This window comes from Sphaerisporangium sp. B11E5, assembly GCF_039871875.1.
GTDB lineage: Bacteria > Actinomycetota > Actinomycetes > Streptosporangiales > Streptosporangiaceae > Sphaerisporangium.
Map to the genome: position 1 here is coordinate 13,533 of NZ_JBDPMD010000018.1, position 20,186 is coordinate 33,718.

The window sequence follows — 20,186 nt, forward strand, 5'->3', positions numbered from 1 at the left end:
CGGGCGCCGGGCCGCCACCTTACGTCACGTCCGCGACGGGACGGCATTGCCGGAAATCTGCGGCGGACCGACCATTTTCCGGTACCGGCGGTGTCCATTCATCCGTGAGGGACTTCGGACCAGAAGGAGTGACCATGCGAGGTGTCCCGCCTGGCCGGGAAACCGAAGCCTCGGCCGGCGACGGGGGCCCGGCCGAGGATCCGCTGGCGCGGGCGCGGCGAGGAGACGGCGAGGCGTTCCGGGAACTCGTCGAGCCGTACCGGCGCGAGCTCCAGGTGCACTGCTACCGCATCCTCGGCTCCGTGCAGGACGCCGAGGACCTGCTGCAGGAGACGTTGCTCGCGGCATGGCGCGGGATCGGCGGCTACGAGGAGCGCGCGTCGGTACGGACGTGGCTCTACCGGATCGCCACCAACCGCTGCCTCAACGCGCTGCGGGACGGCGCCCGCCGGCAGGACCAGGTGGACTACCAGCCGGAGGTCCCGTTGCCCGAGCCGTCGCGCCGCCGCGCGGAACCGAGCTGGCTGGAGCCGTACCCGGACGTACTGCTCGACGAGATCGCCGACCACGCGCCCGGGCCGGAGGCGCGATACGTGGGCAGGGAGTCGGTGTCGCTGGCGTTCCTGGCGGCGCTGCAGCAGTTGCCGCCGAAGCAGCGCGCCGTACTGGTGCTGAGGGACGTGCTGGGGTTCCGGGCCGCCGAGGTGGCGGAGATTCTCGGCACCACCGAGAACGCGGTGACCGGCGCGTTGCGACGCGCGCGGGGCACGCTGGCGCAGGAGTTGCCGGCGCCAGGCCGGGAGAGCGCCCCGCTGCCGGACTCGCCACGGGAACGGCGGATCATGGACGACTTCGCCCGTGCGTTCGAGGCCGGGGACGTCGACGCGATCGTGGCCCTGCTGACGGACGACGTGTGGCTGACCATGCCGCCGCTGCCGCTGGAGTACCAGGGCTTGGAGCCCGTCCGGCACTTCCTCGCCACGATCGCGCTCCGCGACGGCCACCGGCACGTGCTCATCCCGACGCGGGCGAACGGCCAACCGGCGTTCGGCTGCTACATACGCGACCCGAGGACGCCGATCATGCACGCGCACGGCCTGCTCGTGCTGTCCCTGACCGGCGACCGGATCTCCGCGCTGACCCGTTTCGTGGACAACTCGTGCCTGACGGGCTTCGGGCTCCCGCGGTCGCTGCGCGCCGGCGAGCAGGCCTGAGAAGGGAAACGGTGAATTCCGACGGGGGACGGATGACGTCCAAGCAGGCATGGGTCCTCGGGCTCGCCGCGCTGGCGTCGTTCATGATGGCACTGGACAGCTCGGTCGTGACGACGGCGCTGACCACGATCAAGCACGATCTCGCGGCGTCGGTCGAGGAACTCGAGTGGACCGTCAACGCGTACAACCTGCCGTTCGCGGTGCTGCTGCTGACGGGGGCCGCGCTCGGTGACCGGTTCGGCCGCCGCCGGGTCTTCGTCGCGGGGCTCGCGCTGTTCACCGCCGCGTCGGCGGCGTGCGCGCTGTCCCCGGGCATCGGCGCGCTGATCGCCGCCCGGGCCGCGCAGGGTGCCGGTGCCGCGATGGTGCTGCCGCTGTCGCTCACCCTGATCAGCGCGGCGTTCCCGCCCCGGCAGCGGGGCAGGGCGATGGGGCTCTACCTGGGGATCACCGGTCTCGCGACGTTGGGCGGGCCGTTCATCGGCGGCGTCATCGCCGAGGGCCTCGCCTGGCAGTGGATCTTCTGGCTGAACCTGCCGTTCGGGGTGATCACGATCCTGCTCACGATGCGGCGCGTCGGCGAGAGCCACGGCCCGGACACCCGGCTCGACCTCGGCGGGGTGGTGCTCGTGACCTCGGGCGCGTTCGGCGTCGTCTGGGGACTGGTCCGCAGGAACGCGGCGGGCTGGGGCAGCGCCGAGGTGGTGGGAGCCCTGGTCCTCGGGGTCACGCTGCTGACCGCCTTCGTGCTCTGGGAACGGCGCGCGAAGGCACCGATGCTGCCGATGCGGTTCTTCCGGCTGCGAGCGTTCGCCACGGCCAACCCGGCGAACTTCTGTGTGTTCGCCTCGCTGTACGGCACGCTGTTCTTTCTCGCCCAGTACTTCCAGACCGTGCTCGGAGAAGGACCGCTCGGCGCCGGTCTGCTGCTGATGCCGTGGACCGCGACGCTGATGCTCTGCGCGCCGATCGCCGGCGCGCTGGCCGACAGGTACGGCGAGCGGACGTTCGTGGCCGGCGGGCTGGCGCTCCAGACCCTCGGCACGGGCTGGATCGCCGTGGTCGCCGGCACCGGGGCCGGCTATCCCGCACTGCTGCCCGCGCTGATCCTCAGCGGGGTCGGGCTGACCATGGCCATGCCCGCGGCGCAGAGAGCGGTGGTCGGGGCGGTGCGGCCGCACGAGATCGGCCAGGCGTCCGGCGCGTTCATGATGCTCCGGATCTTCGGCGGCGTGTTCGGCGTCGCGGTCTCGGTCGCCGTCTTCGCGAGCGCGGGGGGCTACGCGTCGGCCGAGGAGTTCAACGAGGGTTTCACGGCGGCGATGGCCGCGGTCGCCACCCTCGCGTTCATCGGCATGCTCACCGCGCTCGGCATGCCGCGCAGAAGACCGGCCGCCGTGGCAGCACCGCCGCGGGGGGACGAGCCCAAGGAGGAGTCACACATGACGAGTACATCCATCATCCGATACACGACCAAGCCGGACGCCGCCGACGAGAACCAGCGGGTGGTCGAGAAGGTGTTCGCCGAACTCGCCGAGAAGGCCCCCGCCGGCCTGCGCTACGCGACGTTCCGGCTGGCCGACGGCGTCACGTTCGTCCACATCGTGCAGAAGGAGGAGGGCGACGACACCCTGACCGAGCTCGCGGCGTTCAAGGAGTTCGGCGACGGGTTCAAGGACCGGGCCGCGAGCGGGCCGGAGCGCCAGGGCGCGACGCTCGTCGGGTCGTACAACTTCATGAGCTGAACCGGCGGCATCCATGACGGCCGCGGACACCGGCGCATCGCGCCGGTGTCCGCGGCCGTACGGCGCTGTTTCGGCTGAGGCCGAAACTGTGGCGGCCGTGCCGGGCAGGGCCGCAGACTCCCCCTATGCGCACCTACCGGCAGCTCTTCCGCACCCCCGAGTTCACTCCGTTGTTCGTCGGCGCGTCGGCGCAGGTGGCGGCGTCGACCGTCGCGGGGCTGGCGCTCGGGTCGCTGGTGTACGCGAGCACCGGGTCGCCGCTGTTGTCGGCACTCAGCCTCTTCGGGCCGTCGTTCGCGCAGGTGGCGGGGGCCATGGTGTTCCTGTCCACCGCGGACCGGGTGCCGCCGCGGGCCGTGCTGGCGTCGCTGGCCGCCATGTTCTCCGTGGGGACGGCGCTGATGGCGCTGCCGGGGATGCCGGTCTGGGGCATGTTCACGGTGATCGTCGTGATGGGGCTGGTGCAGGCGGCGGGCAGCGGGGTGCGGTGGGGGCTGCTGACCGAGATCCTGCCGGAGGGCGGGTACATCCTCGGGCGGTCGGTGTTCAACATGTCGGTGGGTGTCATGCAGATCGCCGGGTTCGCGCTCGGCGGCACGCTGGTCGCCGTGATGTCGCCCCGGGCGGCGCTGCTCGTCGCGGCCGGGCTGGACCTGGTGGCCGCGCTCGTGGTGCGGTTCGGGCTGACGCGACGGCCGCCGCGCGCCGCCGGACGGCCGTCGGTGCGGGAGACCTGGCGGGGGAACGCACGGCTGTGGGCGTCGCCGGAGCGGCGCCGGGTGTACCTCGCGCTGTGGGTGCCGAACGGGCTCGTCGTCGGGTGCGAGGCGCTGTTCATCCCGTACGCGCCGGACGCGGCGGGCGTGCTGTTCATGTCGGCGGCGTTCGGCATGCTCGCGGGCGACACGCTGGTCGGGCGGTTCCTGCCCGGCCGGTGGCGCACCAGGCTCACCACCCCGCTGCGGGTGCTGCTCGCCCTGCCGTACCTGCTGTTCGCGCTGCCGCTCCCCCTGCCGGTGGCCGCGATGGCCGCCGCCCTGGCCTCGATGGGCTTCGGTGCGGGACTGCTGCTCCAGGAACGGCTCATCGCGCTGACCCCGGAGGAGATGCGCGGCCAGGCGCTCGGGCTGCACTCCTCGGGCATGATGACGATGCAGGCGGTCGGGGCTTCGGTCGCCGGCCTGTTCGCGCAGCACATGCCCGTCGGCGTCGCGATGACCGTGATGGCGGTGCTGTCGCTGCTCACCACGACGTCCCTGGTGCCCCGCCGCGCCGCCGTCCTCGCCGAGGCGCGCGATTGAGGTGAGGCGCCTGCGAAACGGGTGATTCAGGCGCTATGTTCCCCAGGTGACCATGACGCCGTCCCCGCGTACCCTGCTCGGGCGTTACCGGCTCGTCGCCCCGCTGGGCCGGGGCGGGATGGGCACCGTGTGGCGGGCCACCGACGAACTGCTGCGGCAGGACGTCGCGATCAAAGAGGTGCGCCTCCCGCCGGACCTGGACGAGGCCGCGCGGGCCGAACTGCGCGAACGGACGCTGCGGGAGGCCAGGGCCGCCGCCCGGCTGCGCGCCCACCCGTCCATCGTCACCGTGCACGACGTGGTCGCCGACGACGGCCGCCCGTGGATCGTCATGGAGCTGGTGCAGGGCCAGTCCCTGCACCAGGTGGTCAGGGCGCACGGCCCGCTGCCCCCGCACGAGGTCGCCCGCATCGGCCTCAGCCTCCTGGACGCGTTGACCGCCGCCCACGGCGCCGGCATCCTGCACCGCGACGTCAAACCGGCCAACGTGCTGCTCACCGGCGCCGGCCGCGTCGTGCTCACCGACTTCGGCATCGCCAGCCTGGCCGGCGACGTCGCCCTCACCCAGAACGGCGCGGTCGCCGGCTCCCCCGGCTACATCTCCCCAGAACGCCTCCGCGGCGACGACGACCGCCCCGAGTCGGACCTGTGGTCCCTGGGCGCCACCCTCTACACCGCCGTAGAGGGCCGCTCCCCCTATGCCCGCGAACAACCCGCCGCGATGTTCGCCGCCGTCCTCCTCCACGACCCCGACCCCATGCGCCTCGCCGGCCCCCTGACCCCCGTCGTCACGGGCCTCCTGGTCAAGGACCCCGCCCGCCGCATGCCCGCCGCCGAGGCCGCCTGGCACCTGCGCGCCCTGCTGCCCCCCGACGCCCGGACTCCCCTCCCCGGCCCGGCCGCACCCGGCCGCGCACCCGCGCCCCAGCCCCCTTTCCAGGGCCCGGCCGCACCCGGCCACCGGCCCGCACCGCAGCCGTCCTCCCCCGGCGGCCGGGGAACCACGCCTCCGCCCGGGGGTCCCGGCACCTCCGCGCCTTCGCACCCCACAGGCCCGACCGCGCCTCCTCCCCACGCCGCCGGCACCGGCCCCGTGCGTCCCGCGCGCAAGAACAAGGCACCGGTCGTCGTGGGAACGGTGCTCGCGGCGCTGCTCGTCACCGCGACCGGGGTGACCGTCTGGCAGATCCGCCAGCGCGAGCTCCCCACCCGCCCGCAGGCTCAGCCCACCGCGACGAGGACGACGACCGCCACCGCCACCGCGACCACCACCAAGGCGGCCGCGAGTGGCCTGTTCGCCCAGGAACCCCGCGCCTGCTCCCTGCTCACCGACCGCCAGGCCGCACTCCTCCTGGCCGGCACCGCCAAACGCCAGTTCATGACCCGCGGCTCGTGCATGTGGCAACGCACGGACGGCTCCTTCTTCAGCATCCAGCTCGCCCGCTTCAACGACACCGGCATCGCCAAGCTGGCCTTCACCCAGATGCGCACCACCACCGAGGAAGAGCCGGAACGCTACCCCGGCACCTACCTCCGCAACGGCCCCGACGTCGGCGACGAGGCCATCAGCTACACCCGCCGCGAACCGGAGATCGGCGTGCATCGCACCTCGATCCTCTTCCGCAAGGACAACCTCACCGTCACCGTCTACTTCACCCTCCGCGCCCCCGGCTTCACCCGCGCCGACCAGGCCGCCACCCTCATCGAACGCGCCCTGGAAAACTTCCGCTGACCCCCGGACGGGCGGCGTGCGACCCCGGCCGGTTTCCGGAGGTAAGTAGTGGGGTTTTAGCACCGGTATGGGGCATTGGGCCCTGCTAGGCTGGCGTTTTCGGGGAAACGCCGGGTGGTCGTTACGGGTGAGGTCAAGTGAACAGAGGGAACCGGTGGGTTATGAGGTGGGCCGCGCGGCCTTTGGCGCGGGTTCGTCTCTTTTGTTTTCCGTATGCGGGTGGGGGGGCTTCGGTCTACCGCACTTGGCATGAGCAGCTCCCCGAGCACATCGAGGTGTATGCGGTGCAGACGCCGGGACGGGAGTCCCGGCTGGGGGAGCAGCCGTATTCGCGGATGGCGGATCTGTTGCCCCCACTCGCCGAGGGACTGTCGCCGTTGCTGGACAAGCCTTATGCCATCTTCGGGCACAGTCTGGGGGCGGCGATCGGGTTCGAGTTGACGCGGTATCTGCGGCGCACGGGTGGGGAGTTGCCGGTTCATCTGTTCGTGTCGGGGCGGCAGGCGCCGCACCTTCCTTCGCGGAACGAGCGGATTCACGGCATGTCGGATGACGCGTTCCTCGCGGGGGTGCGCAAGCTGGACGGAATCAGTCCTGAGCTGTTCGACCATCCTGAGCTGCTGGAACTGCTCCTTCCATTGTTGCGTGCCGACTTCGCGATGAGCGAGGACCACACCTATCGGCCGGAGCACAAGCTCGACGTGCCCATCACGGCGTTCCACGGGACCGACGACCCGACGACCCGTGAGTCGGAGATGGCTTCCTGGGCGGCGCACACCAGCGCGCCGTTCGCGTTGCGCGTGCTGCCGGGCGACCACTTCTTCGTGCGAGCGGAGCAAACGCGCCTTCTGTCCGATATCGCCGGACGCCTCACCTGACGCCGGATATCCCCGGTTTTCGCTAATCACTCGAATATGCATTTATACACAAAAACACCGCGAAAAACGGCGTTCACCACGGCAGCCGGGCGGTATCAGCCTATATTCAGCACGTGGTCAGTGGCGCTCGCGGCTGCCGGAGGACGACGCTCAAGTGAATCCTGGTTTCGTGATCAAGGATCCGCGCAGCCGTGTCGAGTTACGCGTGCGCGGCGACGCGTCCGTGCAGGAACGCCTGGCGTTCCTCAATGACGCGAGCACGCGCATCGGCAGCACTCTTGACCTGGCGCAGACGTGCCGTGAAGTGGTGGACGTGGCGGTGCCGCGCATCGCCGACGCCAGCGGCATCATGGTCCAGGAGCGGCTCATCACCCAGGCCGAGTTCCCTGGGCATCCCACCGACAGCGGCGCCCTGGTGCGCCGCCTCGCGACGGCGGTGGCGGTCGCCGACCCGTGGGCCTGGGACACCGCCTTCCCGGCCGGCGAGGTCACCGTGTACCCGCCGTACCTGCCGCAGGCGCAGGCCATGGCGACCGCCAAAACGGTGATCGTCCCCCGGCTGGACCGGACAATCGTCGAGGACAACGCCCGTGCCTTCGAGCGCCCCATCATCTCGCGGCTGCTGCTCGACTGCTCGTTCCTCGTCACCCCGCTGATCGCCCGGGGCATCGTGCTCGGCTACGTGGTACTGGTACGCGAGCCGTCCAGCGACCCGTTCCAGGAGACCGACGCCGCGCTGGCCGAGGAACTCGCCGCGCGCACCGCGATCTGCATCGACAACGCGCGTCTCTACCACCGCGAGCGGCGCACCGCGCTGACCCTGCAGAGCAGCCTGCTGCCGACGCGCCTGCATCGGCCGCCCGGCCTGGAGATCGCCCACCGCTACCTGCCCGCGGGCAACCTCGAAGGGGTGGGCGGCGACTGGTTCGACGTGATCCCGCTCCCCCGTGACCGCACGGCCCTGGTGGTGGGTGACGTGATGGGCCACGGCATCGGCGCCGCCGCCACCATGGGCCAGCTCCGCACCGCGACGCAGACCCTGGCCACCCTGGACCTCGACCCCGCGGAGCTGCTGTTCCAGCTGGACCGCGTGGCCCGGCGTCTGCACCCCGACCACATCGCCACCTGCGCCTACGCCACGTACGACCCGGCTTCCGGCGCCGTGGCGGTGGCGAGCGCGGGCCATGTCCCGCCGGTGCTGGTCCCCGCAGGCGGCGCCCCCGTGCCGCTGCCTGTCGTGCCCGGCCCGCCGCTCGGGGTGGGCGGCGAGCGTGTCCAGCTCTGTACGGCGACGATGCCCCCCGGCGCGATGCTCGCCCTGTACACCGACGGCCTGGTGGAGACCCGCGACCGCGGCATCGACGTCGGCATCGCCGTCCTCTGCTCACTGCTCGGCGGCCCGCCCCGCGACCTCGAACGGGTGTGCGACACCATCACCGAGGTGTGCCGCCAGGTCGACGAGCGCGACGACATGGCGCTCCTGCTCGCCCGCGCGGTGGGAAACCCGTAGCGGACACACGAACGGTGTGCCGGGCCACGGAGCCGCCCGGCACACCGTCGCGAGGTTCAGCCGACCGTGACGACCTTGAAGGGCGTGCCCGGGTCGTCGGGGGTGCAGTTGACCGTCACCTGGCCGTACACCTGGAGGTCGCCGGTGACCGTCGCCTTGCCGGGGCGCAGCTCGTACGTGCCGGGCTTGGTCGGGGTCCAGGTGCCGTTCAACTGCATGCTGATCAGGTCACCGCCAGGGAAGGCGCCGCCCTTGGCCTCCGTCTTCACCGTGACGTTCTCCGGGCCGGTCACATCGATGTCGATGCTCGCGGTCCAGCTCTTGACGTCCTCCGGCGAGTCGATGGGGGCCTTCACGGCCAGCGCGATCGCGGTGGGCGTGCCCGCCTTGACCGTGCTGGGGGTGAGGGTGGTGTAGCCGGTGGTGCTTCCTTCCAGCGGGCCGACGGTCGGGATCTGGCAGGTGTACGGAGCCTTGAACTCGTACCTGAACGCCAGGGCCTGGCCCGCGATGGCGACGAGCGCGACCACCGAGAGGACGGTCGAGGTCTTCTTGCCGAGGGTGATCACCCGGATACTCCTTGGTCGTTGGCCGCGGCTCAGGCCTGCGCCGGCTGGTCGGACTGCTCGCGGACCACCGGTGCGGGCTCCTCAGAGGGCTTCGCGGGCTCCTTGGGCTCCTTCTTCCGGTCCGGCACCGTGATCATGATGACCTGGTGGGTGAGCCATTCCAGCGGCCCGCGCCGTCCCCAGTTGCGCCACATCGTCGCGAAGACCAGCGAGAACACCAGGAAGCTCGCGAAGATGTGGAACGAGAAGGGCGGCTCGCCGAACGGCATCAGGGCGAGGAAGTGCCCGACGTAGATGGTGAGCGCGAGGCTGCCCGTGGCGGCGAGCGGCCACAGGAGCCGCTGCCAGGGCTGCTTGTCCATGATGATGAGGAACGCGCCGAGCAGGAACGACGCGATGCTCAGGCTCATCACCACCATGGGGATGCTGAGCGCGTAAAGCTGGTGCGGCGGCGCCATGAGCAGCGAAGCCCAGGGCACGGGGCCGCTGTCCGCCGTGCCGGGGATGCCGGAGCCGGGCGGGCGCAGCTGCTGCAGCACGCCGAGCGGGGTGGCGACGAACCACGACACCGCGAGCGACGCCGTGAGGCCGATCGCGCCGAGCTTGACCATGCGGACGCGCAGCGCGTGGCCGTTCAGGTCGAGCCGCCCGATCGCCAGGCCGGTGAGCAGCAGCGGCAGCGCGTACAGCATCTGCGGGTGGGTCGTGTAGAACAGCGCCCACGCCGGCCAGTCCATCGGGCTGAGCAGCACGTCGAAGCCGCTCACCGGGGGATAGGTGTAGAACTCCCTGGCGAAGCCGCCCGCGTAGTTCAGCACGACGAGCGTGATGATCGGGTTGACCACCGTCATGACGCCGGAGGTGATCAGCAGTGTCTTCGCGCTGAGCCGCAGGAACGGGATCAGCAGCAGGAACCACACGAAGTACCACATCAGGATCGGCTCGCCGATGCCGTCCATGTACAGCGAGAACGGCAGCAGCGCGACCGACCGCATGGCGAGCCGGCGCCGCGTGATCGTCATGGCGTGCCCGGACGGCGGCTTCATGCCGCCGGTCATCAGCGCCGCGGACACGCCGGCGCAGATGACGAACAGGCTCATCGGCCGGCTCGGCAGGTTCTGCTCCAGCCAGCCGAGGATCGGCTCGGGCGCGGCCGGCGGCAGGATCGGCGCCAGCCAGCCCGTGGGCAGGACATGGATGTAGATCATCGCGAGGATCGCGAGCGCCCGGACCACGTCGAGGCCGAGGAGGCGTCCGAGGGGCCGGATCCGGTTCGGTGCTGGGGGGCTGGCTTGAGAAGTCATGTCACCGATCGTCCAGACGTGGCAGATCGCTCATGCTCAGGCGACTGATGAGGTCCTCGAAGGCAGGGTCCTGCCGATCGATCCCCGAAGCGACCATGTCGGCCAGCACCTCATCGGTCCCGCCACCGAGACGGGAGAGCCTGGCGTCCCGCCAGAATCGTTCGAGTGGGAAGTTCTTTGAGTATCCGCGCGCGCCGAACACCTGCATAGCCGTGTCGATGATGCGGCAGGAGCTCTCGCCCGCGGTGAGCTTGAGCGCGGCGATCCCGTGCGAGGGCATCCGCCCGTCGCCGCGGGCGGCCTCGACCAGCTGGGCGAGCCGGCTCTCCAGGTTCCACAGCTCGGCCTGGCAGGCCGCGAGCCGGTGCCGGATCGCCTGCTTGTCCATGATGCGGTCGTTGCCCACGCTGCGGCGCCGCGCGTACGCGATGGCGAGACGCAGGGCGGTGGCGGCCGAGCTGATGAGCTGCGCGCAGATGGCGAGCCGCTCGAACTGCAGCAGGTGCGTGGCGTACAGCAGGCCGACCCCGTGGTTGCCGAGCAGCGCGTCGGCGGGCAGCTCGGCGTCGAAGGTCACCTGCCCCACGTCGCAGCCGTGCAGGCCCATGGTGTCGAAGAAGCCGTCGACGGTGACCCCGGGGTGGTCCAGCGGCAGCAGGAACAGGCTGAGGTCGCCGACGTGGGCGGGGTTCTCCATCTTGGCGAGCACCAGGATCTGGTCGGCCCGCCCGACGTTGGAGATGTAGCGCTTGCAGCCGCTCAGCCGCCACCCGCCTTCGACGGCCACCGCGGTGGTCCGCATGCCGGCGAGGCTGGAGCCGCCGCGCGGCTCGGTGGCGCCGAAGCAGCCGACGACGCGGCCGTCCAGCGCGTCCTCCAGCAGCGCCTTCTGCCGTTCGCCCTTGGCGAGCCACTGCAGGGCGCCGATGAACACCTCGCTGTGGCCCATGGCGACCAGCGCGAGGCCGCTGCTGGCGGTGCAGATCTCCTGGCACATGGCCACGAGCCGCGGAACACCCCGCTCGGCCCCCTGTTCCCAGCGGCGGCGGAACAGGCCCGCCTCCCCCAGGGAGGCGATGACCTCCTTGGGGATGTGGCGGTCCTGTTCCCAGCGTTCGAAGTCCTTCTCGTCGAAGGCGGCGAGCATGCCGCGGACCTGCTCGCGAAAGCCGGCCACCTCGTCGCTCTCCGTCCCCGCGTACCCCCGTTGAAGGCTCATTCCACAGGCTCCAGCCAGTCCTTGTGGCTCGCGGAGTGCACGGCGTCGTGCAGGTCCTTGATGAGCGTCGCGGTGACGTCGCCGCGGTCGCCGCCGCCGATGGGACGGCCGTCCACCGCGGACACCGGGACGATCCCGGCGGCCGTGCCGGTGAGGAACACCTCGTCGGCGAGGTAGAGGTCGGTGCGCACCAGCTCGGTCTCGCGGGCCGTGATGCCGCGCTCGGCGGCCAGCGTGAGCACCGACTCCCGGGTGATGCCGGGCAGCGCGCCGCTGGTCGTGGGCGGGGTGAGAAGCTCACCGCGGCGCACGACGAACACGTTGTGCGCCCAGCCGTCGGCGACGTAGCCGTCCTTGTTGAGCAGGAGCGCCTCGTCGCACCCCGCCGCCCTGGCCTCGGTCTGCGCCAGCATCGCGTTGAGGTACTGGCCGGTGGCCTTGGCCGCGGGCGGCAACGAGTTGGCGGTGAACCGGTGGAAGCTGGAGATCTTGGCCTTGACGCCCCCCGTGGGCGGCGCGCCGACCAGCGGGCCGTGCTGGAACGCGATCACGGCGGTGTGGAACGGCGCACGCAGCGGGTCCGCGCCCTGGCCGAGGAACATGATCGGCCGCAGGTAGCAGTTGTCGAAGCCGTTGGCCTTGATGACGTCGAAGGTCGCCTGCCGGAGCTCCTCGACCGAGTACGGGGCCGGCACGCCGTAGATCGCCGCCGAGCGCCGCAGCCGTTCCAGATGGTCGGTCAGGCGGAACACCACCGTGCCCCGGTCGGTGGCGTGGCTGCGGATGCCCTCGAAGAACCCGATGCCGTAGTGCAGGCCCAGGGTGCTGACGTGGACGGTCGCGTCTTCCCATGCCTTCAGTTCGCCGTCGAACCAGATCTTGCCGCTCATGAGGACGCGCCTCCCTTCTCCCGTGTCGAAATCGGCTTACCTCAGCTCGGCCAGCGTGCGCCGGTCGAGTTCTCCGCTGTCATGGAGCCTGCGGCACTGAGCCCGCTGCACCTTGCCGGACGTGGTGACCGGGATCGAGCCCTTGCGGACGATCCGGACGGACGTCAGGCGGGTGCCGAGCAGTTCGGTGACCGTCGAGCGGATCCTGCGCGCGAGGTCGGCCGCGTCCTCGGGGGACGCGGTGAGCGACCGGTCGCCCTCGACCACCACGGAGAACCGGTGGTCCCCGCCGGAGTCGCGGAACGCGGCGCACGCCGCGACCTGGCCCGCGCCGGCGTCGTGGCCGATGGCCTCGACGTCCTCGGCGAAGATGTTGCGCCCCGCCAGCGAGATGACCTCGTTGCGGCGGCCGAGCACGTACAGCTCGCCGTCGTGCACGAAGCCCGCGTCGCCGGTGTCCCACCAGTCGCCCTGCCGGGGCTGGAAGCCCTCGGCCGTCTGGTAGCCCGCGAGCAGCCACTCGCCGCCGAGGTGGATGGGACTGGGCTCCAGCCCTTCCCGCACGCGCACACGGTTGCCGGGCAGCAGCGGCCCGACCGAGACGTGCCCGCCGGGGCCGCGCACCGGGCCGCGCAGCAGCGGGGTGCTGGCGCTGCCCACGATGCCCTCGGCGAGGCCGTAGCTCGGGCGGATGACCTCCCACCGGAACCCGAGGGGGCCCGCGACGGCGTGGAAGTCGAGCAGGGTCTGCCAGTGCAGCCGCTCCCCGCCGCTGAGCGCCATGCGCATGCGCGACAGGTCGAGCCCGTCCTCGTACGGCACCGACGCGGCGAGCCGGTAGGCGAAGTTGGGCGCGGCCGTCATGGTGGCCCGGTACTTCGACAACATGGTGAGCCAGTTGGACGGCTTGCCGGCGAACGTGCTCGGCGCGGCGATGACCATGTTGACCCGCGCGCACAGCCCGGTGAGGAACATGGCGACCAGGCCCATGTCGTGGTACAGCGGCAGCCACGACACGAGCGCCTCTTGCTCGACGTCGGGGATGCCCATGCCCTGCTCGATCATCGCGAGGTGGCCGGCGAGCCGGTCCCCCGGGATGACGACGCCCTTGGGGGCGCCGATGCTGCCGGAGGTGAACTGGATCAGCGCCCGGTCCGGGATCGCGATGTCGGGGACCGTGCGCCGCTCGTGGTCGCCCGCGGTGAGGACGGCCGGGTTGAGCGCGGTCGCCTTCGCCGGCATCGGCAGGTCGGCCGGGTCCTCGGAGGAGATGAAGTAGCGGCAGTCGATGGTCTCGAGCACCGGGATGAAGTTGCTCCGGTACCACTGCAACGCCGCCGCGCGCGGCGGGGGCGGCACGGAGACCACGCAGCCGCCGGCCATCCAGACGCCCAGCACCGACAGGATGGACTCCAGGGTGTTGGAGATCGTCATGGCGACGGGCGTGCCCGGCTCGACCCCGGCCTTGCGCAACCGCTCGGAAGCGGCGGCGGCCCTCGTGGCGAGGTCGGTGTAGCTCAGGCGTACCTCGGACTGCCGGTCGACGACCGTCAGCCCGCGCCGTTCCACGGAGAACGGCCGGACGATCTCCTCCAGGGAGAGGTGCCCGCGCGGGGGCGCGGGCGACTCCAGGAGAAGCTCCCCGCCGGCCGTCTGCCGATCGCCGGCGTTCACTGCCGGGGCCGTCATGTCGATCGGACCGCCTCGGCGCCGACGGCGGTCATGTCCTCCATGGCCCGCTGGTCGGCGATCAGGGCGCGGTCCATGACGGCCTGCACCTTGGGGTCGGCGAGGGCCCGGCGCTCCAGCTCCTCCTGGATGTAGGAGACGTGCCAGGTCTCGTCCTTGATGATCCCGCGCAGCGTGCGCCGGATGATCGACGGGATCTCCTGGACGTCCAGGTGCTCCACGTACTGCGCGCAGCCACGACGCTCGGACACCCAGGTCAGCGCCAGGATCTCCTCAAGCGTGCGCGGGATGCCGAAGTGGTGCCCGAGCCGCGTCTGGTACGGCTCGTCCACCGGCATGATGTCGCCCCCGATGTCGTGGATCGCCTTGGTCCACAACCACGCGTGCACGGCCTCGTCCCGCAGGTGACGGGTGAGGTCGTTCTTGAGCTGCAGGTTGTCGGCCAGCCGGCTCAGGCGCAGGATGACACCCGCGCCGTGCACCTCGGCCGCGCGGTACTGGTTGAGCAGCCACATCGGGTCGTGCTCGTCCGGGGCCGCGTACGCCCCCGGCGCCGCGTACTCCCTCGTCACGTTCTGGTCCGTGGTCACGCGTGACTCCCCTCATGCACGCGAACCAGGACGGTCGCGACACTTCCCACCGTCTGGAAGTCCTCCATCGAAGTGAAATCCAGCTGTTTCCCCGTCTCCATGTGAAGCGCCGCGAGCAGTTCGGCGGCGTCCAGCGAATCCAGCCCGAGATCGTTGACCAGATGAGTGGAGGGGGATATGTCCTTGAGCGCGATGGAACGCCCTCGGCTAATCAGCTTCGAAACGAGATCGATTGCCTGTGCCTCGGTCATGTCCCGACTTCCTCGCATAGAGAAGCAATTCAGGCACAGAGTTCCATAGCGGAGCGCCACGGGTCAAGCCGGTTTCGGCCCACGGACGTGATATACATCACACCGGCGAGGAAAGCGTAATGAAATCGGGTTGAAAGGCGTACGCATTACCCTGCGGATCCCGTATTCAACGAGTGCCGGAGATAACACCGTGAACACCGGGGACAATGGCGATCCCGGTTGGCCGACGGGGGTGTACGGCGATCTTGCGGGCCGCTGACCAGCGAAGATGTCCAAACAGATACCCGGGAGAGTGATTTTAAAACCACTCCGCACATGCTGTCTCCACCTCGGTGCGAGTCCCGGACATCTCACTGAAAATAGATTGAAAAGTGATCTTCATAGTCTGACGATCGCAGAGCCAGGTGGACCACAGGATGGGGGCGTAGGGTCGCTATGAGAGAAACGCCGCACGGTGACGTGGTCGAAGCCGTGAATTTGAATCATGTCGAGTTCTATGTCAGTGACGCGGACGCGGTCGCCGGCGGTCTGGCGGACCAATACGGGTTCCGCACGGTGGCGTGCACCGGGCCCGGTGAAAGCGTCCGCTCCATCGCGGTGCGGCAGGGCGGGATCACGCTGATCGTCACCTCCGCTGCCTCCGCCGGGCATCCGGTGTCCGAATTCGTGGAAACGCACGGCGACGGCGTCTCGTCCATCGCGCTCCGCGTCGACGACGCGCGGGCGGCCTTCGACCGCGCCGTGGCGCGCGGCGCCCGCCCGGTCGCGGCCCCCGCTCCCCTCGGCGGCGGCGTCGCCGCCTCCATCCAAGCCTTCGGCGACGTGGCGCTGCGCTTCGTGCAGCTTCCCGCGGACGCCGGGGACAACCCGGTGCCGTGGCTCCCGGCCGTGGCGGACGCCGGCGAGCCCGGCACCGGGCTCAAGGTGCTCGACCACTTCGCGGTCTGCCTGCCGCCCGGCGGCGTGGACCCGCACGTGCGCTTCTTCGAGAAGGTGCTCGGCTTCACGATGATCTTCCAGGAGCGCACCGTCGCGGGCGACCAGGTGATGGACTCCAAGGTCGTGCAGAACGCCGCGGGCGACGTCACCCTCGTGCTGCTCGAACCCGGCCACACCAGCGGCGAACCCGGCCAGATCGACATGTTCGTCAAGGCCAACGCCGGCCCCGGCGTGCAGCACATGGCCTTCACGTGTGACGACATCGTGCGCACCGCCGCCGAGCTGCAGGAGCGCGGCGTCGAGTTCCTCGACCCGCCGGACAGCTACTACGAGCTCGTCACCGGCCGCGTGCCGGTGCTCAGGGAGCACACCCTGGAGGAGCTGGAGCGGCTGAACATCCTCGCCGACCAGGACCACGACGGGCTGCTGTTCCAGAGCTTCACCCGCTCCACCACGCCGCGGCGCACGTACTTCAACGAGGTGATCGAGCGCGCGGGCGCCACGACCTTCGGCAGCGGCAACATCAAGGCGCTCTACGAAGCCGTGGAGCTCGAGCAGTCGCGTCAGAAGTCCTGACCATGTCGGTGCGCCCTCTGACCATCGGGGAGGTCGAGCAGGCCGCCGAGGCCGTGCTCCCGCCGGAGACGTGGGACTTCGTCTCCGGCGGCAGCGAGGCCGAGGTGACCCTGCGGGCCAACCGCGCCGCGTTCGACCGCGTCGCGCTGACCCCCCGGGTGCTGACCGGCGTCGCGGCCCCTGACACGTCGGCGCGGCTGCTCGGCACCGACATGACGCTGCCGCTGGCGGTCGCGCCGATCGCCTACCACCGGCTGTACCACCCCGAGGGCGAGCTGGCCGTGGCCCGCGCCGCCAAGACGCTCGGCGTCCCGCTGACGGTGGCGACGCTCAGCAGCCACCGGCTGGAGGACGTCGCGGCCGTCGGCGGCCCGCTGTGGTTCCAGCTCTACTGGCTGCGCGACCGCGGCCAGATCACGGACCTGCTGCGCCGCGCCGAGGCCCTGGACTACCGCTGCGTCATGCTGACCGTGGACTGCCCGCCGTACGGCAGGCGCCTGCGGGACGTGCGCAACGGTTTCCGCCTGCCGCACGACGTGGTGGCCGCCAACCTCGCCGACCCGCACCGCCACGTGGCGCGGGCGGGCGAGCCCGGCGCCGCCTCCGCCATCGCCTCCCACACCGACGCGATCATGCATCCGGCGCTGAGCTGGAGCGACGTCGCGTGGGTGCGGGACAACACCCGGCTCCCCCTGGTGCTCAAGGGCGTGCTCGACCCGCGGGACGCGGTGCTCGCGGTGGAGCACGGCGCCGACGCCGTCGTGGTGTCCAACCACGGGGGCCGCCAGTTCGACGGCGCCCCGACCGGTGTCGCCGCGCTGCCCGGTGTCGCCGAGGCCGTCGCCGGCCGCTGCGAGATCCTCGTGGACGGCGGGGTGCGGCGCGGCACCGACATGCTGAAGGCCCTCGCTCTCGGCGCGGACGGCGTGCTCGTCGGCCGTCCCGTCATGTGGGGGCTGGCCGCGGACGGCGAGCGCGGCGTGGAGACCGTGCTCACGATCGTCCGCGAGGAGTTCACGAACGCTCTCGCGCTGACCGGCTGCCCAGGCCCGGCAGCGGCTCGCGACCTCCGGGTCACGCTCGCGCAGGAGGACCGCCCATGGTGATCGAAGGCTTGGACACGCCGCCCGGGCCGGGCCCGGCGGCGGACCTGCTGGCCGCCGAGCTGCACGCGTCGCTGACCGACCCGGCGCTGGAGGGCATGAACCTCCTCAACGAGCTGGTCATGCGCTTCCCCGACGCCATCTCGTTCGCCGCGGGACGCCCCTTCGAGGGGTTCTTCCGCGTCGAGGACCTGCACCGGCACCTGCGCACCTACTGCGAGTACCTGGAGACCGAGCTCGGCCACACCCCCGAGCAGGTGGTGCGCACCTTGTTCCAGTACGGCAGGACCAAGGGCGTCATCCACGACCTGATCGCCCGCAACCTCGCCGTGGACGAGGGCATCAAGGCCGACCCGGACTCCATCGTGGTCACGGTGGGCTGCCAGGAGGCGATGTACCTCGTGCTGCGCGCCCTGCGCACCGACGAGCGCGACGTCCTGCTCGCCGTGTCGCCGATGTACGTCGGCATCACCGGCGCGGCGAAGCTGGTCGACATGCCGGTGCTCGGGGTGGAGGACGCCGAGCACCTCACCGACCTCCAGGCCGTCATCGACCGGGCCAGGGCCGAAGGGCTGCGTCCCCGCGCGCTGTACCTGGTGCCCGACTTCTCCAACCCCTCCGGGTACAGCCTCTCGGTCGCCACCCGGCACCGGCTGCTGGAGATCGCCGAGCGCGAGGACCTGCTGCTGCTGGAGGACAACCCCTACGGCCTGTTCTCGCTGGACGACGAACGGCCCCCGACGCTGAAGTCCCTGGACACCCGGCGGCGGGTCGTCTACCTCGGGTCGTTCGCCAAGACCTGCTTCCCCGGCGCCCGCGTCGGGTACGCGGTCGCCGACCAGTACGTCAGGGACGGCGAGCGCGTCGAGCTGTTCGCCGACCAGCTCTCCAAGATCAAGAGCATGCTGACCGTCAACACCCCCGCGTTCGCGCAGGCGCTGGTGGCCGGCAAGCTCCTCGAATCGGGCTACAGCCTGAACTCCGCCAACGCCGCCCTGCGGCAGGTGTACCGCGACAACCTGCGGCGGGTGCTCGACGGCCTGGCGCGGCGCTTCCCCCCGGGCGGGCCGATCGAGGTGACCTGGAACACGCCGGGCGGCGGGTTCTTCATCGTGCTCACCGTGCCGTTCACGGTGACCGACGAGCACCTCGAACGCTGCGCGCGGGAGCACGGCGTGCTGTGGGTCCCCATGCACCACTTCTACGACGGCCCGTCCCCGACGAATCAGATACGGCTTTCCTGCAGTTCTCTGGACGCCGCGCGGATCGACGAGGGACTGGACCGGTTCGCCGACTTCGTGGCCGGCGCCATGAATTGACTTCCCGCGGCACACGCGAATTCCGGGGGTTCCGGCCGTCACCTGCGCGGCCGGGCGGGTCGTCGCTGATTCAGATCGCCGGGGGTGACGACCGGGAAAATGCGGTTGCCGGTGCGGAGAACATTATGGAGACCGAACGGACGGGAGGGTTATTCGCTGGCGGGGGCCTGGTGCCGATGCTAGCCTTTTTGGAAGTAATTTGGAATTGATAACCGAAAGCCCCGGGCAAGTGCCATTCTGGCCATTGCGGGGCCGGGCAGGTGAATCCCGGCGGTCGAGAGCCTGCTCATCTCAAATTCCCGGCAGCACTCGATATCGGAGACCACAATGACGCCTGCGAACGACCCGATTCACGTGATCTCCGCCGACGAGGCGGACATGATCGAGAACCTGACGCTGAAGCTTGCCCAGCAGTACAGCGGCCCCGAGGACGAGGAATTACTGCGTGAGCTCCCCGTCATCGCGGCCGACCTGCCGTCCGCGCAGCGCAGGTACATCCGCAACTTCGCCCTGGACGACGACAACGGCTACTGCGTCATCCGGGGTCACAAGATAGATGACGAGCGCATCGGCGACACCCCCGCCCACTGGCGTGGACGCCCGACGCCCTCCCCCGAGTTCGCCGAAGAGATCCTCATGCTGCTGCACGGGGCCCTGCTCGGTGAGCCGTTCGCCTGGCGCACCCAGCAGGACGGCAGGCTCGTGCACGACATCTTCCCCATCAAGGGCTACGAGACCGAGCAGATGGGCATCGGCAGCACCGAGCTGCTGACGCTGCACACCGAGGACGCCTTCCACCCGTTCCGGGCGGACTTCCTGCTGCTCGGCTGCCTGCGCAACCTCAAGGGAATCGCGTCCATCGTGGCCGACATCCGCGTCGACCAGCTCTCCGACAAGCACATCGACATCCTGATGCAGAACCGCTTCATCATTCGTCCCGACGACTCCCACCTGGCCGAGAACAACCTGAGCGGCGACGCCGACGGCGCGAAGTTCAGCGAGATCGACCGGCTGAAGAAGGACGACGTGCGGGTCGCGGTGCTGTGGGGCGACCGCAACAAGCCCTACATCAGGATCGACCCGTACTTCATGGAGGTCCCCGACGACGACCCGGAGGCCAAGGAGGCCTTCACCGCCACCGAGGAGATGCTGGAGCGCAACGTCACGGACGTCGTGCTGGAGCCGGGCGACATCCTCATCATCAACAACCACCGCCTCGCGCACGGCCGGCGCGCGTTCATCGCGTCGTACGATGGCCGGGACCGGTGGCTGAAGCGGGTGAGCGTGACCACCGATTTCCGGAAGTCCCGCGCGCAGCGCGGCGCGGCGACCGCACGATTGATCTGACGCCTGGCGA

The 20,186-nt window shown here is 70.6% G+C and carries 17 protein-coding genes; 10 read left to right on the forward strand and 7 right to left on the reverse strand.

Annotated elements, in window-relative coordinates; translation table 11 throughout:
• Positions 1–134 precede the first annotated feature (134 nt).
• The 6 genes from ABGB17_RS18195 (at position 135) to ABGB17_RS18220 (ending at position 8,380) form a co-directional block, all read left to right on the forward strand.
• Positions 135–1,214, forward strand: a complete 1,080-nt coding sequence (locus ABGB17_RS18195) for a sigma-70 family RNA polymerase sigma factor (protein WP_347630952.1) — start codon at positions 135–137, stop codon at positions 1,212–1,214.
• A gap of 11 nt (positions 1,215–1,225) precedes the next feature.
• On the forward strand, positions 1,226–2,959 hold the full coding sequence (locus ABGB17_RS18200) for an MFS transporter (protein WP_347630954.1): 1,734 nt from the start codon (positions 1,226–1,228) through the stop codon (positions 2,957–2,959).
• 125 nt (positions 2,960–3,084) lie between these two features.
• Positions 3,085–4,260 carry an MFS transporter gene (locus ABGB17_RS18205; protein ID WP_347630956.1) on the forward strand — a complete coding sequence of 392 codons (1,176 nt, stop codon included), beginning with the start codon at positions 3,085–3,087 and terminating at the stop codon, positions 4,258–4,260.
• Between the two features lie 52 nt (positions 4,261–4,312).
• Entirely contained in the window at positions 4,313–5,992 is a 1,680-nt protein-coding gene (locus tag ABGB17_RS18210) for a serine/threonine-protein kinase (RefSeq protein ID WP_347631063.1), read from the forward strand.
• 161 nt (positions 5,993–6,153) lie between these two features.
• Positions 6,154–6,870, forward strand: a complete 717-nt coding sequence (locus ABGB17_RS18215) for an alpha/beta fold hydrolase (protein ID WP_347630958.1) — start codon at positions 6,154–6,156, stop codon at positions 6,868–6,870.
• Between the two features lie 169 nt (positions 6,871–7,039).
• Positions 7,040–8,380 carry a SpoIIE family protein phosphatase gene (locus ABGB17_RS18220; protein ID WP_347630960.1) on the forward strand — a complete coding sequence of 447 codons (1,341 nt, stop codon included), beginning with the start codon at positions 7,040–7,042 and terminating at the stop codon, positions 8,378–8,380.
• Positions 8,381–8,436: 56 nt separating this feature from the next.
• Here ABGB17_RS18220 and ABGB17_RS18225 read toward each other — a convergent pair whose 3' ends face one another.
• From ABGB17_RS18225 to ABGB17_RS18255, 7 genes are read right to left on the reverse strand one after another with little or no spacing between them, the layout of a single operon-like run.
• Positions 8,437–8,949 carry a hypothetical protein gene (locus ABGB17_RS18225; RefSeq protein ID WP_347630962.1) on the reverse strand — a complete coding sequence of 171 codons (513 nt, stop codon included), beginning with the start codon at positions 8,947–8,949 and terminating at the stop codon, positions 8,437–8,439.
• A gap of 29 nt (positions 8,950–8,978) precedes the next feature.
• Positions 8,979–10,253 carry a DUF418 domain-containing protein gene (locus tag ABGB17_RS18230; protein ID WP_347630964.1) on the reverse strand — a complete coding sequence of 425 codons (1,275 nt, stop codon included), beginning with the start codon at positions 10,251–10,253 and terminating at the stop codon, positions 8,979–8,981.
• 1 nt (position 10,254) lies between these two features.
• A complete protein-coding gene (locus ABGB17_RS18235; protein WP_347630966.1) occupies positions 10,255–11,472 on the reverse strand; it encodes an acyl-CoA dehydrogenase family protein in 1,218 nt (405 codons plus the stop codon).
• Positions 11,469–12,362: a branched-chain amino acid transaminase gene (locus tag ABGB17_RS18240; RefSeq protein WP_347630968.1), complete on the reverse strand. Its 894-nt coding sequence runs from the start codon at positions 12,360–12,362 to the stop codon at positions 11,469–11,471. The genes ABGB17_RS18235 and ABGB17_RS18240 overlap by 4 nt, the downstream gene beginning before the upstream one ends.
• Positions 12,363–12,398: 36 nt before the next feature.
• Entirely contained in the window at positions 12,399–14,051 is a 1,653-nt protein-coding gene (locus ABGB17_RS18245; RefSeq protein ID WP_347630970.1) for an AMP-binding protein, read from the reverse strand.
• On the reverse strand, positions 14,048–14,641 hold the full coding sequence (locus ABGB17_RS18250) for a ferritin-like domain-containing protein (protein WP_347630972.1): 594 nt from the start codon (positions 14,639–14,641) through the stop codon (positions 14,048–14,050). Before ABGB17_RS18250 ends, ABGB17_RS18245 begins: the two co-directional genes overlap by 4 nt.
• Complete coding sequence (locus tag ABGB17_RS18255) at positions 14,638–14,892, reverse strand: acyl carrier protein (RefSeq protein ID WP_347630974.1); 255 nt, start codon at positions 14,890–14,892, stop codon at positions 14,638–14,640. The genes ABGB17_RS18250 and ABGB17_RS18255 overlap by 4 nt, the downstream gene beginning before the upstream one ends.
• 471 nt (positions 14,893–15,363) lie before the next feature.
• On the opposite strand from ABGB17_RS18255, the gene hppD reads away from it, so the two are divergent.
• The 4 genes from hppD (at position 15,364) to gntD (ending at position 20,176) form a co-directional block, all read left to right on the forward strand.
• Positions 15,364–16,407: a 4-hydroxyphenylpyruvate dioxygenase gene (gene hppD, locus ABGB17_RS18260; protein WP_347630976.1), complete on the forward strand. Its 1,044-nt coding sequence runs from the start codon at positions 15,364–15,366 to the stop codon at positions 16,405–16,407.
• A gap of 2 nt (positions 16,408–16,409) precedes the next feature.
• Positions 16,410–17,513, forward strand: coding sequence for an alpha-hydroxy acid oxidase (locus ABGB17_RS18265; RefSeq protein WP_347630978.1), 1,104 nt, complete (start codon positions 16,410–16,412; stop codon positions 17,511–17,513).
• Positions 17,507–18,829, forward strand: a complete 1,323-nt coding sequence (locus ABGB17_RS18270) for a PLP-dependent aminotransferase family protein (protein ID WP_347630980.1) — start codon at positions 17,507–17,509, stop codon at positions 18,827–18,829. The genes ABGB17_RS18265 and ABGB17_RS18270 overlap by 7 nt, the downstream gene beginning before the upstream one ends.
• 327 nt (positions 18,830–19,156) lie before the next feature.
• Positions 19,157–20,176, forward strand: coding sequence for a guanitoxin biosynthesis L-enduracididine beta-hydroxylase GntD (gene gntD, locus ABGB17_RS18275; RefSeq protein WP_347630982.1), 1,020 nt, complete (start codon positions 19,157–19,159; stop codon positions 20,174–20,176).
• Positions 20,177–20,186: the final 10 nt, after the last annotated feature.

Excerpts from the sequence above, each read along its gene's own strand:
- ABGB17_RS18195 (WP_347630952.1), top strand. The coding sequence starts at position 135 with ATGCGAGGTGTCCCGCCTGGCCGGGAAACCGAAGCCTCGGCCGGCGAC.
- ABGB17_RS18205 (WP_347630956.1), top strand. The coding sequence starts at position 3,085 with ATGCGCACCTACCGGCAGCTCTTCCGCACCCCCGAGTTCACTCCGTTG.
- ABGB17_RS18210 (WP_347631063.1), top strand. The coding sequence starts at position 4,313 with ATGACGCCGTCCCCGCGTACCCTGCTCGGGCGTTACCGGCTCGTCGCC.
- ABGB17_RS18215 (WP_347630958.1), top strand. The coding sequence starts at position 6,154 with ATGAGGTGGGCCGCGCGGCCTTTGGCGCGGGTTCGTCTCTTTTGTTTT.
- ABGB17_RS18230 (WP_347630964.1), bottom strand. The coding sequence starts at position 10,253 with ATGACTTCTCAAGCCAGCCCCCCAGCACCGAACCGGATCCGGCCCCTC.
- ABGB17_RS18235 (WP_347630966.1), bottom strand. The coding sequence starts at position 11,472 with ATGAGCCTTCAACGGGGGTACGCGGGGACGGAGAGCGACGAGGTGGCC.
- ABGB17_RS18240 (WP_347630968.1), bottom strand. The coding sequence starts at position 12,362 with ATGAGCGGCAAGATCTGGTTCGACGGCGAACTGAAGGCATGGGAAGAC.
- ABGB17_RS18245 (WP_347630970.1), bottom strand. The coding sequence starts at position 14,051 with ATGACGGCCCCGGCAGTGAACGCCGGCGATCGGCAGACGGCCGGCGGG.
- ABGB17_RS18255 (WP_347630974.1), bottom strand. The coding sequence starts at position 14,892 with ATGACCGAGGCACAGGCAATCGATCTCGTTTCGAAGCTGATTAGCCGA.
- ABGB17_RS18265 (WP_347630978.1), top strand. The coding sequence starts at position 16,410 with ATGTCGGTGCGCCCTCTGACCATCGGGGAGGTCGAGCAGGCCGCCGAG.
- ABGB17_RS18270 (WP_347630980.1), top strand. The coding sequence starts at position 17,507 with ATGGTGATCGAAGGCTTGGACACGCCGCCCGGGCCGGGCCCGGCGGCG.
- gntD (WP_347630982.1), top strand. The coding sequence starts at position 19,157 with ATGACGCCTGCGAACGACCCGATTCACGTGATCTCCGCCGACGAGGCG.